The organism is Rhodococcus sp. MPR-R1B (assembly GCF_058793255.1).
This window is the reverse complement of record NZ_JBXAFO010000003.1, coordinates 175,370-189,558: the sequence shown is the minus strand read 5'-3', so window position 1 is coordinate 189,558 and position 14,189 is coordinate 175,370. Positions and strand designations below refer to the sequence as shown.

The 14,189-nt window shown below is 62.3% G+C and carries 15 protein-coding genes; 6 read left to right on the top strand and 9 right to left on the bottom strand.

What is annotated here, in order from left to right; all coding sequences use genetic code 11:
- The first annotated feature begins 7 nt into the window (after positions 1-7).
- Both AC1Q61_RS06170 and AC1Q61_RS06165 read left to right on the top strand, forming a co-directional pair.
- Positions 8-871, top strand: coding sequence for a patatin-like phospholipase family protein (locus AC1Q61_RS06170; RefSeq protein ID WP_021345908.1), 864 nt, complete (start codon positions 8-10; stop codon positions 869-871).
- Positions 868-1,722, top strand: coding sequence for an LLM class flavin-dependent oxidoreductase (locus tag AC1Q61_RS06165; protein WP_020971177.1), 855 nt, complete (start codon positions 868-870; stop codon positions 1,720-1,722). Before AC1Q61_RS06170 ends, AC1Q61_RS06165 begins: the two co-directional genes overlap by 4 nt.
- A gap of 1 nt (position 1,723) precedes the next feature.
- On the opposite strand, the gene AC1Q61_RS06160 is transcribed toward AC1Q61_RS06165, so the two are convergent.
- Entirely contained in the window at positions 1,724-2,734 is a 1,011-nt protein-coding gene (locus AC1Q61_RS06160) for a threonine aldolase family protein (protein WP_020971176.1), read from the bottom strand.
- Between the two features lie 334 nt (positions 2,735-3,068).
- Here AC1Q61_RS06160 and AC1Q61_RS06155 point away from each other — a divergent pair, with 334 nt between their 5' ends.
- A complete protein-coding gene (locus AC1Q61_RS06155; RefSeq protein ID WP_020971175.1) occupies positions 3,069-3,608 on the top strand; it encodes an HNH endonuclease in 540 nt (179 codons plus the stop codon).
- A 19-nt stretch (positions 3,609-3,627) separates the two neighbouring features.
- Positions 3,628-3,885, top strand: a complete 258-nt coding sequence (locus tag AC1Q61_RS06150) for a WhiB family transcriptional regulator (RefSeq protein WP_003943196.1) — start codon at positions 3,628-3,630, stop codon at positions 3,883-3,885.
- Between the two features lie 4 nt (positions 3,886-3,889).
- Here AC1Q61_RS06150 and AC1Q61_RS06145 read toward each other — a convergent pair whose 3' ends face one another.
- The 7 genes from AC1Q61_RS06145 to AC1Q61_RS06115 form a co-directional block, all read right to left on the bottom strand.
- Entirely contained in the window at positions 3,890-5,311 is a 1,422-nt protein-coding gene (locus AC1Q61_RS06145; RefSeq protein ID WP_019745821.1) for a DUF2252 domain-containing protein, read from the bottom strand.
- A gap of 80 nt (positions 5,312-5,391) precedes the next feature.
- Positions 5,392-5,715, bottom strand: coding sequence for a DUF6292 family protein (locus tag AC1Q61_RS06140; protein ID WP_019745820.1), 324 nt, complete (start codon positions 5,713-5,715; stop codon positions 5,392-5,394).
- Positions 5,716-5,784: 69 nt separating this feature from the next.
- A complete protein-coding gene (locus AC1Q61_RS06135) occupies positions 5,785-7,065 on the bottom strand; it encodes an NAD(P)/FAD-dependent oxidoreductase (RefSeq protein ID WP_492651180.1) in 1,281 nt (426 codons plus the stop codon).
- A gap of 45 nt (positions 7,066-7,110) precedes the next feature.
- Complete coding sequence (locus AC1Q61_RS06130; RefSeq protein ID WP_020909529.1) at positions 7,111-7,662, bottom strand: acyl-CoA thioesterase; 552 nt, start codon at positions 7,660-7,662, stop codon at positions 7,111-7,113.
- Positions 7,663-7,718: 56 nt separating this feature from the next.
- Positions 7,719-8,522: a class I SAM-dependent methyltransferase gene (locus tag AC1Q61_RS06125; protein WP_205907057.1), complete on the bottom strand. Its 804-nt coding sequence runs from the start codon at positions 8,520-8,522 to the stop codon at positions 7,719-7,721.
- Complete coding sequence (locus AC1Q61_RS06120) at positions 8,519-9,175, bottom strand: FadR/GntR family transcriptional regulator (protein ID WP_205907056.1); 657 nt, start codon at positions 9,173-9,175, stop codon at positions 8,519-8,521. The genes AC1Q61_RS06125 and AC1Q61_RS06120 overlap by 4 nt, the downstream gene beginning before the upstream one ends.
- A 79-nt stretch (positions 9,176-9,254) precedes the next feature.
- Positions 9,255-10,157 (bottom strand): Lrp/AsnC family transcriptional regulator, encoded by a 903-nt coding sequence (locus AC1Q61_RS06115; RefSeq protein ID WP_046379499.1) that lies wholly within the window; start codon positions 10,155-10,157, stop codon positions 9,255-9,257.
- A 224-nt stretch (positions 10,158-10,381) separates the two neighbouring features.
- On the opposite strand from AC1Q61_RS06115, the gene AC1Q61_RS06110 reads away from it, so the two are divergent.
- Entirely contained in the window at positions 10,382-12,097 is a 1,716-nt protein-coding gene (locus AC1Q61_RS06110; RefSeq protein WP_020909525.1) for an amidohydrolase, read from the top strand.
- Positions 12,097-13,431, top strand: a complete 1,335-nt coding sequence (locus AC1Q61_RS06105) for an MFS transporter (protein WP_020909524.1) — start codon at positions 12,097-12,099, stop codon at positions 13,429-13,431. The genes AC1Q61_RS06110 and AC1Q61_RS06105 overlap by 1 nt, the downstream gene beginning before the upstream one ends.
- A gap of 186 nt (positions 13,432-13,617) precedes the next feature.
- Here AC1Q61_RS06105 and AC1Q61_RS06100 read toward each other — a convergent pair whose 3' ends face one another.
- Positions 13,618-13,983 (bottom strand): ANTAR domain-containing protein, encoded by a 366-nt coding sequence (locus tag AC1Q61_RS06100; protein ID WP_024487573.1) that lies wholly within the window; start codon positions 13,981-13,983, stop codon positions 13,618-13,620.
- Positions 13,984-14,189: the final 206 nt, after the last annotated feature.

The window sequence follows — 14,189 nt, the reverse complement described above, 5'->3', positions numbered from 1 at the left end:
ACGAGAGGTGGACGGCGTGAAATTGGGGTTGGTACTTGCCGGTGGCGGTGTTGCGGGGATCGCCTGGGAAACCGGTTTTCTGTTGGGCGTTCAGGACAAATCGCCGGACGCTGCCGCAGCGCTGCTGGCAGCGGACGTATTGATCGGCACTTCTGCAGGTTCCACCGTGACTGCTCAGATTGCGGGCGGCGCGACACTTCAGGAGCTTTTCGACGCACAAACGGCCGCTGCGACCGGTGAGATCGATCCGGAGGTAGATGTCGAGGTCCTCGGTCAGATGTTCGTCGACGCGATCGCGGGCTCCGCGGATCGGTCCGAACAACTTCGTGCGCTCGGCGAGGCAGCGATGGCCGCCGACACCGTCGAACCCGCCGTGCGTCGTGCGGTCATCGAGGCAAGGCTGCCCAATCGGTTGTGGCCCGAGCGGGTGTTGCGCATCCCGGCGATCAACGCACAGACCGGTGAGTTGAGGGTGTTCGGCAGTGCTGACGGCGTAGACCTGATCGACGCAGTTGGAGCGAGTTGCGCCGTACCAGGGGTGTGGCCGGTGGTCACGATCGACGGCGACCGGTACATGGACGGCGGAATGGCAAGTGGCTCGAATGTTCATTTGGCTGCCGACTGCGATGTGGTCGTGGTTCTTTCACCTGCTGCCGATCCCGCCTCGAATCTGCTTGGCGGCAGCCTACGAGAGGAAATCGACGCGATGACGCAGTCACGGGTACTGGCGATCTTCGCCGACGACGCCGTCGTGGAAGCGATCGGAACCAACTCTCTCTCGCCGGCGACAAGGCGCCCGGCAGCCGAACTGGGACGCGAACAGGGTCGCCGAACAGCTGACGAGATCGCTGCGTTTCTGGTGACGGCATGAGCGCCGCACGGATTGCCGTGGTCCTGCGCCCGGAGCAATCCCCGGAAGATCTGGTTCGGCATGCGGGGTATGCCGACGAAGTCGGTATCGACGAGGTCTGGCTGTGGGAGGACTGCTTCTTCGGCGGAGGAATAGCCACTGCTGCAACTGTATTGGCCGAAACCACGCGCCTGGGAGTAGCGATCGGTGTGCTGCCGACTCCGATGCGCAACACCGCGATCACGGCGATGGAGATTTCGGCGCTGGCCAGAGTTCATCCGGATCGACTGCGGGTTGGCTTCGGTCACGGCGTTCAGAGTTGGATGCGGCAGATCGGCGCCAAGGTCGAATCGCCGTTGACCCTCCTCCGGGAGCAGTTCGGAGCACTCGAGCGATTACTGCGCGGTGAGTCGGTGACGGTATCCGGTCGATACGTGAATCTCACGGACGTCAAGCTGGCGTGGCCGCCCGAGAAGGTGCCGCAGTTGCTCGTCGGTGCCACGGGGCCAAAGACTTTGGCGCTCAGTGGTGAGTTGGCGCAGGGCACCGTGCTCTCGGGTGGGACGACCCCGGAAGGCGTTCGCCGGGCGATCGCTCATATCGGAGCGCAGGATCTCGAGGTGGTCGTTTACGTCATCTGTGCATTTGGTTCCAGCGGTCGTGAGCGCGCCCTTGCCGAGGCCGCAGCGTCAGGGTGCGAGTCGCCGGAGGAAGCGATTGCCGTGGGGACCGCGGCCGACGTTGCGGCCGCAGCAGTGCGATGGGTGGACGCGGGTGCAACCACCGTGGTACTCCAACCGACCGTTGACGAGCCGGACGTTCGCGAGTTCATTCGCCTTGTCGCGCAGGAGGTTCAACCGCTGATGGTGTAGCTCAGGCGGCTAGTCGGGACAGAACTTCGTCGATGTCGGCAGTGCTCGCGTCTCGATGTGTCACGAACCGAACCTTCCCGGCGACGGTGACTGCGCCGACGTCGACAGCGGCGAGCTGAGCAACGGTGGCCGACGGATCGGCTGTGGCGGCGAGAACGATGTTGGTTGCGGGTTCGTCGACAGCCCAACCGCGTTCACGAAGGCCCGATGCCAGGCGTTGCGCATTGTCGTGATCGTCGGACAGGCGAGCTTGTGAGCGAAGCGCGACGATGCCGGCTGCGGCAAGCACCCCGCCCTGACGAACGCCGCCGCCGAGCATCTTGCGGATCCTTCGGGCTTCGGTGATCAATTCAGGTGATGCGGCCAGAATCGAGCCGACCGGCGCACCGAGTCCCTTGCTCAGGCACACCTGGACGGTATCGGCGCCGGAAGTCAGTTCGGTGGGCGAAACATCGAGTGCAGCAGCGGCATTCCAGAGGCGGGCGCCGTCGAGATGAATCTTCAAGCCGCGTGATCTCGCCGCGTCGACCAGTTTCGTCCACTCCGTCGGATTCATGACGGCGCCGCCGGCGAAATTGTGGGTGTTCTCGAGACAGAGCAGCGTGGTGTTCAACGTGAAGTACGGGCCGGGGGAGCCCGCCGCCTTCACGACGGTCTCGGGACTGGGACGTCCGGGTCCGCCGTCGTGCGGCAGCGCCATCGGCATTCCCTGTGCGAGCCAAGCAGCGGTGCCCAACTCTGACCCCAAGACGTGAGAGTGTTCCGGTGCGAGGAACTGATCGCCGCGGCGAAGGTGCAGCATCAGCGCAATCAGGTTGCCCATCGATCCGCTCGGTACCCACAAGGCCGCCGGAAAGCCCAGAGTATGTGCGACCTCTTCCTCGAGCGCCGCCATGGTCGGGTCGTGATCGAGGACGTCGTCACCGACCTCGGCGTCAGCCATCGCCTTCCGCATCTCCGCATCAGGCTTGGTGACGGTGTCCGAGCGTAGGTCGATGTACGACGAAGTCATGGCTCATTCGATCAAGCCGCGTGTTCCGGCGTCAAACCGCGGCCTTTGCTGGACGGCTATTCCGGCCTGATAAATCAATATCGCTGAGGATGCCTTCCGTGTGATGATGGGCGCCGGCAATCGTCGGTGAAGAGAACAAGAAGTGGAAGGGACAGGCATGCGCGACTCGAAGCAAGCGTTGCACCTGCGCGGGCACTCACCCCGCGGCATTTCCCTTCCTGCATTCGGGGAACAGAGTGGCGCTGGATATATGCCGTTCCCCGTTTCTTGCATTTGCTCCTGACCCGTCTTCACGTCCAGGAGTTCCACTCCTCGACATGAACTGAGACGTCTCATGCGGAACCCGAACCGCGCATCTACCGCCGCTTCTCACAGTTGGATGAACCGGTCCGTCCGGGTACTCAACGCAACGTACGAGTACCTCGGTGAAGTGAGCGCCGATCGTGCGATCGTCCTGATCGCCACCGGTTCCGCGCAGTCCACCGAAGACGTGATCCCGATACTTCCGGTGCGCTCCAAGCACGTCGAGATACCACTGCCTCGGACGATCCTGCTTGCCGAGTACGTGTATGTCGCCCACCGGGTTACGGTCACCGATTCCAGCCGAGCGACCTTCGCCGGCATCTTCGACCGGGACGGTCGTCAATGTGCGTACTGCGCCGCCAGAGCAACGACTATCGACCACGTCCAGCCGCGAAGCCGCAACGGGCCCAACACGTGGGGAAATCTGGTGGCGTGCTGCAGTTCCTGCAATCAGCGCAAAGCGGATCGCACACCGGCGGAGGCCGGCATGCGGTTGCTGTGGGAACCGAAGGCGCCTCGACGCATCGAGAAAGTGCAGCAGAAGATCTGGCGTGAATTGAGTCGGACGTGACGGTCGAAAGGAGTAAGTGATGTGCGCTGACGAAATCTCGAATCTGGCTGAGCTTCTGCCGATCTCGGACGACCGAACCTGGTGGCAGGCGGAATGTCGAGGAGACCCCGAGCCGGACCGCTGGTTTCCCTTTCCGTCCGAAGGATACGACTACGCGACCGACGTGTGCAACAGGTGCCCGATTGCGGAATCGTGTCGCGAATTCGCCTCTGCCACTGGCCAGACCGGAATCTGGGGAGGAGTGAAGTTCGAGCAGGGCAGGATCGTCGCGGCGTGAGGGATCAGATTCCCGGCTCCGCGGCGATCGTACCGGCCGATACCGCCCGGCACAGAGCGTCGTGGTCACGTTCGGTTTGATCGGCGTAGAGCCGAGCAAACCGGGTGAGGGCGGTGTCGACCGTGTCCGAGGTTCCCAGGTAACCGGAAATCAGTGACGCGCCACTGGTTCGTGCGTGTCCTTTGGCCAGTAGGCGACCGCAGATCGCGACATAGTCGGTCAAGGCTGCTGCATCGATATTGTTCAGGTCCACAGAACCTTTCATGTTCCGGAACTGACGGACGTAGTACTGGCGGTCGTCCACGGTGCACCACCCGAGCAGTGGATCGCTGACTGTCTGGAGAGCCTGCTGGTATTCCGCGACGCGTCGTCCTTGATGGTCGTGCCAGGCCGAGTCGCCGTGCACGAAGGGGGCGACGACGGATCGGCGAGCCTGCTTGAGCTGCAAGAAGATGACGTCGTCCGGGATGCTCCCTTCGCACAAGGCGACGTATGCACGCAGAGCGACGCTTCCGACTCCGACAACCCGGTGCGCAACGTCGATGACGTTGTATCCCGAGACGACTCGGCGCCAGTGTGGTGCAAGGGTTTCGAGATACTCGTCCAGACCCTCCAGGAGGAAGTCGGTGTCCTGCGGCGTGAGTCGTGTTGTGAGCGGCGGGTTCTCGACCAACTGGCGCCGTCCGTGATCCTCGACAGTGAACCGGGGAACCGCGTGATCGCTCGTACGCCGTCGGGCGCGCTCCGCGGCGCGTCGGATCTCGGCCAGCAACCCGGGATCAGTGACGTGGTCGGTCAGTCCGTCGAGATCGACCCGGTCGAAGGAGCGATCGAACAGTGGACGCTCGGAAAGCTTTGCCAAGTGGAGGCGATATGCGGACACACACGAGGTTGTCGCTGTTTCGCATTGAGCTTCGGTGAGACCGTTCTGCCGCCCGGCCACCCAGATGCTCGCAGCCAACCTTCTCAGGTCCCATTCCCAGGGGCCCGGATGTGCTTCGTCGAAATCGTTGAGGTCTATGACAAGTTCGCGTTCCGGGGACCCGTAGAACCCGAAGTTTCCGACGTGCGCATCCCCGCAGATGACGGGAGTGATGCCGGTGGACGGGAGCTGCGCCATGTCCTCTGCCATCAAGCCGGCGGTCCCGCGCAGGAAACCGTACGGTGAAGCGACCATGCGTCCCACACGAATCGGAACCAACCAGTCGAGTCTTCCCTCGTGTGCCGTGTTGACCTGATCGACCGGATCGCGTCGGTTGGGCGGGGGCGTCCAATCACCAAGCGACGATCGTGCTACTCGCTTGCGCAGGCCCTTCCCGATTTTGCGACGCTCACTGCGGGGCGTCTGACGCGCCCGCAAAGTCGCCCTGCCGTCCGGTTCGTTCTCGAGAGCCAGCTGACCGGCAGGCCTGTTCACCGGGTCCATGTCGGGCTCTCTTTCGTCGGGCGTGCGAAACTCGCGCTCGATCCTATGCCCGCTGGATTGCGCGCCGCGCGACGAGTTCCTTAACTACCCGCCTGGGCAATCAACTCGACAGCGCGGTCGGCGCACAGTTCCGGGTCCGGCATTCTCCCGATACCGAGGCATTCGACAACGGCGAACGACGTATCCGGTGTCGTTTCCACGCCGAGCGCCCACCCGAAGTAGTGATTCCAGGCGAGTACGGCTCGGTGGCCACTGTGCTGCGGAATCTCGCTGCCCAGAACGAGTACTGCGTCGAACGCGGGGCCGTCGCACCAGATGACCGATTCGGCGAAGGTGGAGCTGGCGACGGCGACTACGTACCTGTGACAAGTCGATTCACTCGGAATGGCGATGTGTGCACGCATGGTCGCTCCTCCGGCTCGGTTGCGATCGGAGGGTTCCCCGTTGCCGGCGCCGAAAAAACGCTTGGCAGATTACGTCCCGGCCACAGATCTACGACGCAGACGGTGTCTGAGATGTTTTTGTGCTGCCCGCGCGACCGAGCGAGTCGAGAGATACTGCTCGGCGGGTATCAACCGGGAACCGAACAAGTAGAACCTTTGGGCTTCGTCGTGGTCATAGGTGGCCGCGGAGATGAGCAGACGTTCGATCGCGGTGAACTTTCGCCCACCGGCGTAACCGCTCATGTAATCGATGTGTTTCGTCATACTCGCTCTGGCGCTGCGGTATTCGGTCAAGGCAGCGTTCACGTTCCGATGCGAGTCGAGTGTGTGTGACGTCGTCTCCGTCAGCATTTGGGCGGTCGCGTCGACCAGCATCTGAGCGGTCTCCAGTGCCCACGAGCATCCGATGCCCCATAACGGGTCGTTGGTTGCCGCGGCATCGCCGATGAGTGCGAACCCGTTACCTACCGGGTCGGTGAGGATTGTGGAGAAGTGTTTGGTACCAACGATCTTCCCGACGATGTGCTCTCGGCGAACTGGCGGAGCGCCGGGTAATGCGTTGGCGTACGCGAGGAAAGCAGTAGACAGGTCGTCAGTGAACGGGCCGAGCTTGTCGAGGGCAGGGAAGACGACCAGCACGCTGATTCCGCCGTCGTTGGGGAGCAGATAGGCGACGTCGGGATCCATGAACCACGACAATGAAGATTCTCCGTCGGGTCGTTCGAGTCCGGAGAGTTGAGCGAAGTAGCTGAAGCGCCCGTTGGACGCACTCACCGAGTCGCAACGCGCGGATCGTGCGACGGTCGAATCCTTGCCGTCTGCTCCGACGGTCAATCGTGCTTCGACAGTGAAGGCCGAACCCTGTTCGGTGCCGTAGACGCCTGCAGTAGTGCCGTTCTTGGTCAGTAGTCCGGAAACACGATGTCCGAGAAGAAGGTCGACGTTCTGGTAGTCGTTCGCGAGTTGGCGCAGGAGGGGGTCGAGAGTTTCCCTTCGGACGTTGAATCCAGGCGGCGGTGAGTTCTCTGCAGCATCAGGGGTGATCATTCCCCACGGGGTCCAGAATTTCGGAACGGTTTCCACCATTCCCAGGGCGAGCAGTTTTTCCGTGGCGCCGAGTCGTTGCAAGATCGGGGCACCGCAGGGTTGTAGGTGGTGAGTGCACAGGACTTTGTGCGCCCGGATGTCGGAGCGAGCGTCGAGAAGCGCTATCCGCAGACCTTGCTGGGCGTACATGATTGCGGCCGCGCATCCTGCGATGCTCGCGCCGACAATCACAACGTCATAGTTTTTCCGTGCCTTCGAAGTCACTCGATCAGTTTAATGCATAAGGTTATAACTTAAATTTGACTGGATTTAGTCATCGTGTTCGGGCGTTAAGTCCCGAACCGCGGCCCGGATGGACTGTTCACGAAGCTCGTTCTCTCTGCGCAGTTCACGACGCCGACGACCGGCCTCGAATCGCTGCCTCGCGATTGTTCCGGTCGGCCGGAGTTGGGGTACCTCGGCCGGTTTTCCGTCGCTGCCCATTGCGACCATCGTGAAGTAGCAACTATTGGTGTGTCGAGATTTTCCGAGAAGAATGTCTTCGGTTTCGACGCGTATTCCGATTTCCATCGAGGTGCGCCCGGTGTAATTGACGGAAGCGCTGAACGTGACGAGTTCTCCGACATGCACCGGTTCGCGGAACACCACACGATCCACCGACAGGGTCACGACGTACGTCTGGGCGTATCGACTCGCGCATGCATAGGCGACCTGGTCGAGAAACTTCAGAATCGTTCCGCCGTGAACGTTGCCCGAAAAATTGGACATGTCCGGCGTCATGAGGACGGTCATGGACAACGTTTGTTTCGATGCTTGCTGCGATGCTTGCTTCAATTCGGGCAGGGAGTTCGATTCGGACATCGAGCGGGCCTCTTCGGGTCGGTGGACGGTGAAGAGACCGTATCCGGCAAAGAGGGTTACCCGCGCGTTCGGAAGAACGCGGTGTCAGAGTTCGGGACAGTGCCAACGTGGAGGATGTATTCGCTGGTGGCGACGGGGCCTGGCGCACTCGACCTGAGATAGGGCTCGAGCGTCGAGCGGAGGTGCGCTGACATCGAAGCCCAATTCCCGGTGCTTCGAACGGCCTCGCGAAAGTTCTTCAACGCCGGTGCCTGGTCGCACAGTTCCTCGACGGGATCCGATCCGGCTGGTAGTTGCCACTCGAGCAGGTGGGAGGCCGAGCTCACCGACTCCAATCCGGCTGCTGCCTTCTCGAATTCGCTCGAGCTCGACCATGTCGTCGGTAGTGGTGTGATGCCATTCCGCGCCGAGGCGGCCTCCCGGCGGAGTGCTGCTGCCCACCCGTTCTCCGACCACGTCGCGACGCAGATCTTTCCGCCTGGCCGGGTCACCCGCATCATCTCTGCGAGGGCAATCGAGGGGTCGGGGCAGAAGATGATCCCGAAGATGCTGACGCAGGCGTCGGCACTCGAATTCGGCCAGGGTAAAGACTGCGCATCGCCGATCGTGAAGGTGGGTTGGGTAGTGCCGGGGTAGGGAATCCAGCGTTTGTGTGCGACCTCGAGCTGGCTGGCGGAGAGGTCGAGTGCGTGGACCGTCATGCCTGACTGAGCCGCCGGGAGCGCAAAGTTCCCGGTTCCGGCGCAGACGTCGTACACCGTGCTCACATGCCCGATCGAGCGCAGTGCCTCCGTCGATGCCGGTGAGAGTTGCTCGGCAAGAGGCGAATACGTCGTACCGTTCCAGTTTCCCTGATTCACGCCAAGCTCCTTTCGACTGCGTCGATGACCGTATCGAGCGCTGCGCCCGCCGCGCGCGCTGCTTCGTCGGGGTTGCGTTTCTCGATGGCAGCGATCAAGGGTCGGTGCTCGTCGACGTGGAAACCTGGACCGACACTGACGGCGGACAGCGAATCCGTCACGGCGGCAAGGACTCCCCGGTAGACGTCGATCAGTGCGGAATTGTGGGACGCCTCGACGATCGAAAGGTGCAGGGCCATGCCGGCTTCGACAGTGAAGCCGCCGACGTGACCGGGGTGGGCATTCCAGGCTGCATGTATCCGCGCGAGATCTTCGGGGGTGTGGCGCTGCGCTGCAAGTCGCGCGGCTTCGACCTCGAGTCCGCGTCGCAAGCTCAGTACGTCGAGAACGTCACCTCTGGCGAGCCTGCGCCCGAGTAGTCCTTCGACCGGCGACGCCGCCATGACGTACACGCCGCCACCGTGACGAACGGACAGAACTCCGGCGTGTGCAAGCGCCCGTACCGCTTCTCGCATGGTGTTTCGGGCGACTCCCAATTCCTCGACCAGTGCGGTCTCCGGCGGGAGTTTTGATCCGACGGGCCATCGGCCGGTCGATATCGCCTCCTCGATCGCCGCAGCGACGATGTCTACCTTGCGTCCGGAGTCGGACATGTGTGCCACCTCGGGTAAGTGAGTCAATGACTTTGTCCGAGGTTAGCGCGCTCTCACGAGTGGGTCAATGACTTGGGAATTATCCGCGTACGTCCAGGCTGCGGGCGTAGTGCTCCTTGAAAACCTCGAGATGCGCCCACGATTCCAAGCCGCTGACACCGTCGATGCCCCGGATTCGCTCGGACAGGGCATGGAGGTCGTTGGACGAGTTGGCGGCGACCGTCGCGATCACGTCGTACCGTCCGAGGGTCCGCGCGAGGAATTCGATTCCGGGCAGGGACTCGATCTCCGATACCGCGTTGTCGTCCCGTGAGCCCAGATTGACGCCGATGCCCATCGCCAGCGTCCGGCCACCACCTCGCCGCTTGACGACAGCGCCGACGCGCAGTGCCGTGCTCGCGATCAGGTGATTGACGCGATTGCGCACAGCGCTCGGCGACAGGCCGGTGTGTTCGGCCAGCTCGAGAAATGGCATGCGCCCGTTGCGTTCGAGCAGTTCGATCAAGGTGACGTCCGTCGAATCGAGTCGGATGTCGGCTTGTAAAGCGGTTTCGGGCATGAAGATTCCCTTGATGACGTCGACGTAGACCAGCGTGCTCACGGATCTGACGCCACGCTGTGAGCGGAGTTCGGCGATGGCGCGGTACAGATCGTCGTGGCTGGGCACCCGAAGTTCTGCGATCACGTTGTACTGCCCGCTGACTGCCGAGATGTAGACCGCAGCCTCGGATCCGATCAACGCGTCCAGTACCGGGGTCATCGGTCCGGACACGGCGATCGACACGTGTGCGAGTGCCTTCAGGCCGAGAAGTTCGGGGTGTGCGACGGCAACCACGGACACCGTTCCCGAGTCGAGTAGTGCCTGCACCCTGGTGGACACTGCCGCGCGTGGGGCATCGACCGCCACGGACAGTTCGCGGTACGTCGCTCGCCCATTGCGTTGAAGAGCAGCTATGAGCTTGGAATCGAGATCGACCGTCATGGATGCCCCAACTTTTCCAGAGATTTTTCTGTATGAGCTTCCTATTAGAACAGTCGCATGTGGGCATAGATGATGTGGATAAGTGCAGAAATGCTCGAAAACTTGTACAAAAAAGTTGTGTACCACCTGGTCTGAAACTTTGATGCATTGCATAGCTCCAGGTCAGGGCGTAGTTTTCGCTCAACACGCAGTGACCTGCACCACCATCTCGACGAAGGACCACCATGCGCAAGTTGCACACGCACGAAGCCTCGCCGCTCGACGCCACCGCCACGATCTTCACCGGCGCCAAGATCCACACCGTTGACGACAGCACGGCGGGAGCCGAAGCGTTCCTGGTGTTCGGAAACCGCTTTGCCGCGGTGGGGACACTCGAGGAATGCCGCACGGAGGCGCGACGCCTGAGCACTCGCACGACCGCGGTGGTCGAACTCGACGGCGCCACCGTCGTCCCCGGATTCGTCGATCCGCACGCACACCCGTTGATGTACGGACAGATGCTCAGCTGGGTGGACTGCGGGCCGGAGAAGGCGCACTCGATTCCCGGAATCATTGCCCTGCTTCAGGAAGCGGCACTCACAGCTCCTGCAGGTGTCCCGATTCGCGGATACGGCTATGAGCACCGCAACCTGATCGAAGGGCGTCATCCGCTCAAGGAAGAGCTCGATCAGGTGGCCACCGATCGCGAGGTCTACCTCATGAACGCGAGCGGTCACGGCGGCGTCGTCAACTCCTTCACTTTCGACAAGCACGGCATCGATGCGAGCACTGAGAACCCGGCCGGTGGCGAGTTCTTCCGAGACGCAGACGGCGAGTTGACGGGCGAGCTGTCCGACGCCGCGTGCAACATCCTCACCGGTGTCAACGGTGTGAAGGTCGGCCATCACGGACCCAACTTCCATCTCGAGGACGAGCCGGAAGAGCACCTTCGCCAGCTGTCGGTCGCTCAGGACAAGTTCCTGGCCGGCGGCGTCACCACCATCGGCGACTGCCAGGTGACGCGTCGTGAATTCGACATGTACCTGCGTCTGGCCGAGCAGGATCAGCTCAAGACGCGCGTCAGCATGTACATGCTCAGCCATCTCCTCGATCACGTCATCGACACGGGAATGCATGGCGCCTTCGGCAATTCGCGGCTCGCGTTCGGCGGCATCAAGTTCTACGCCGACGGCACTCTCGGCGGCTGGACCGCATACTTCCCCGACGGCTACGTGGGCGACCCGTGCCGCACCGGGCAGCTCTACCATGAGCCGGCGGACTACTCGGAGCTCATTGCCAAGGCACACTCCGTGGGTCTGCAGACCGCCACGCACGCGCAGTCGCCGACCGCCATCGACATGGTGCTCGACGCCATCGAAGCAGCGCAGAAGGCTCACCCCGACGCCGACGCGCGTCACCGCATCGAGCACTGCGGACTCCCGACTGCCGAGCAGATCGCCCGGATGAACCTGGCCGGTGTCTACCCGGTGAACCAGCCGCAGCATTACTACAACTGGGGTGAGGGCGTCACCGCGGCGATCGGCACTCCGGGCGAGCGGTTCAACCCGCTCGGGGAGTTCATCGCTGCCGAGGTTCCCGTGACCATCAGCTCCGACGCCCCGGTCGCAGAGCCCAAGCCGCTCGAGGCAATTCAGGCAGCCGTCACTCGTGTGACACGTCAGGGCCATCAGCTCGGCTCCGATGCACTCCGCATCTCCGCCGACCAGGCACTGCAGGCTCACACGCTCAACGGCGCGCGTGCGCTGGGCCGTGAAGCGGAACTTGGCAGCATCTCGGTCGGCAAGCGGGCCGACTTCGTGATTCTGGGCGCGGATCTCCTCGAGGTTCCGGCCGACGCGATTGCGCAGATCGAGGTCCGGGAGACCTGGATCGACGGCGAACTCGCACATTCAGGTTATAACCACCTATTGTCGAGCACTTCGACCACCGAGGAAAAGTAATGAACCGAGAGCAACAGATCGTGAAGGCCCGCAAGGCGGGATTTGCAGCCTTCGTCGGTACAACCATCGAGTGGTACGACTTCTACGTATATGCCACGGCAGCCGCCCTGGTGTTCGGTGACATCTTCTTCCCGCCCGGAACCGATCGCCTGACCGGCGTTGCGGCGGCGTTCGCGACGTACGCCGTCGGGTTTTTCGCCCGCCCCCTTGGTGGAATCGTGTTCGGCCATGTCGGTGACAAGATGGGCCGACGCACCGCTCTTGTTGTCACCCTGACGCTGATGGGTGCAGGAACATTCCTCATCGGCATGTTGCCCACGTACGCGTCGATCGGGTTCTGGGCGCCGCTACTGCTGGTCGTACTCCGCTTCGTCCAGGGCTTCGCCGTTGGCGGCGAATGGGGTGGCGCGGTCCTGATGGCCGTCGAGCATGCTCCCGAGGACAAGAAGACCTTCTACGGCGGATTCGCTCAGCTGGGCAACCCGGCCGGCGCCCTTCTTGCCACCGGTTTCTTCAGCATTCTCTCCACCTTCGGCGACGACGCTCTGCGCGAGTGGGCTTGGCGTCTGCCGTTCCTCTGCTCGGCACTGCTGATTCTGGTCGGCTTGGTCGTTCGCCTGAAGGTCGAGGAGTCCCCGGTCTTCGAGTCCGAGGTGAAGTCCGCGGACGTTCCGGAGATGCTGCCGCTCAAGTACGCGCTGGTGACCAACTGGCGTCCGATCATCCTTGGTATCGGCATTCTGCCGGTCGCAGTCGGCGGCTACTACCTCGTGACGACCTTCATCACGGCATACGCAACCGACCCCGACGTCGGCTTGTCGGAGACGTTGATTCTCAACGCGCTCAGTGTCGCTGCAGTGGTCGAGTTGATCGCGACCCTGGGAGTTGCGTGGCTCGGCGACAAGGTGGGGCGCGTCCGCGTGGTCATCTGGGGTCTTGCTGCGGTCGCAATACTCGCAGCGCCGCAGTTCCTGGTGCTGAAGTCCGGATCCGTGTTCCTGATCTTCCTGACGTTTGCGGTCATGCGACTGGTGCTTGCTGCCACGTATGGTCCGATCGCCGCCGTTCTCTCGCAGATGTTCAAGCCGCAGGCTCGTTACACAAGTATCTCGTTGGCGTACCAGGGTGCCGGCGCGATCTTCGGCGGATTGTCTCCGCTGGTCTCGACGCTGATGTACAAGGCAACCGGCAGCATCTGGCCGGTCATCGCACTGCTGATCGGCATGTGCATCCTGAGCATCGTCTGCCTGCTCTTCGCTCCGCAGCACGTGGACGAGGCGACCGACACCGACGGTGTGCGGCAGGACCTCAACAAGGAATCGGCCTCCGCCTGACTGCCGAGAATCGGCCTCCGCCTGACTGCCGAGAATCGGCTTCCGCCTGACTGCCGAGAATCAGCTTCCGCCTGACTGCCGAGAATCGGCTTCCGCCTGACAACTGAAAACACGAAGCTGGGGCAGTACACGATTTCCGTGTACTGCCCCAGCTGTCGTTTCAGGTCAGTTGTCGTTCAGCGACTGTTACGCGCCGACGAGATGGCGGTGAAAGTGATCGCTGCGTCGGTGGGCCTGGCTGAGATTCCTGATCTCGCGAAGCCAGAAGTGAGACGCCAGCGCGTTGTTGCTTCCGTAGCCGGTGCCGGAGGTGTCCTCGTCGATCAAGGCGACAAGCGCCTTGATCAGGCTGGTGACCTTGAGGTTGTTGGTCTGAGAATGTCGTACCAGCAGGTCAGCGGCTTCGTCTGTGCTGCAGCGGTAGAGCGTGCAGACAATTTCGAGAGCCCGTTCGCGGAGACGGCCCGAAGTAGTCGGGATCCGTAGTCCGTTTGTCGGGACACTGTTCGTCTGGTTGTTCGTGTCGTCGGGGTGAATCATGGTGTTGTACAAGGTATTCCTTTGAACCACATGGGTTTTGGACCCGTGCGGTGTGTAGCGCATGTTGATACTGGTGCAGTCGGTACGCGATTGGCGGCGGACTCTGTCGGAGCCTTCGGCCTGGTCAACAATCTGCGGGACTGATGAAAGTGCGTAGTGATCAAAGGCGCGGATTTGCACCGAACTGGAAGTCTGCCCCTGGAACGAATATTGGAACT

Excerpts from the sequence above, each read along its gene's own strand:
- AC1Q61_RS06165 (WP_020971177.1), top strand. The coding sequence starts at position 868 with ATGAGCGCCGCACGGATTGCCGTGGTCCTGCGCCCGGAGCAATCCCCG.
- AC1Q61_RS06160 (WP_020971176.1), bottom strand. The coding sequence starts at position 2,734 with ATGACTTCGTCGTACATCGACCTACGCTCGGACACCGTCACCAAGCCT.
- AC1Q61_RS06155 (WP_020971175.1), top strand. The coding sequence starts at position 3,069 with ATGCGGAACCCGAACCGCGCATCTACCGCCGCTTCTCACAGTTGGATG.
- AC1Q61_RS06150 (WP_003943196.1), top strand. The coding sequence starts at position 3,628 with ATGTGCGCTGACGAAATCTCGAATCTGGCTGAGCTTCTGCCGATCTCG.
- AC1Q61_RS06145 (WP_019745821.1), bottom strand. The coding sequence starts at position 5,311 with ATGGACCCGGTGAACAGGCCTGCCGGTCAGCTGGCTCTCGAGAACGAA.
- AC1Q61_RS06140 (WP_019745820.1), bottom strand. The coding sequence starts at position 5,715 with ATGCGTGCACACATCGCCATTCCGAGTGAATCGACTTGTCACAGGTAC.
- AC1Q61_RS06130 (WP_020909529.1), bottom strand. The coding sequence starts at position 7,662 with ATGTCCGAATCGAACTCCCTGCCCGAATTGAAGCAAGCATCGCAGCAA.
- AC1Q61_RS06120 (WP_205907056.1), bottom strand. The coding sequence starts at position 9,175 with ATGTCCGACTCCGGACGCAAGGTAGACATCGTCGCTGCGGCGATCGAG.
- AC1Q61_RS06115 (WP_046379499.1), bottom strand. The coding sequence starts at position 10,157 with ATGACGGTCGATCTCGATTCCAAGCTCATAGCTGCTCTTCAACGCAAT.
- AC1Q61_RS06110 (WP_020909525.1), top strand. The coding sequence starts at position 10,382 with ATGCGCAAGTTGCACACGCACGAAGCCTCGCCGCTCGACGCCACCGCC.
- AC1Q61_RS06105 (WP_020909524.1), top strand. The coding sequence starts at position 12,097 with ATGAACCGAGAGCAACAGATCGTGAAGGCCCGCAAGGCGGGATTTGCA.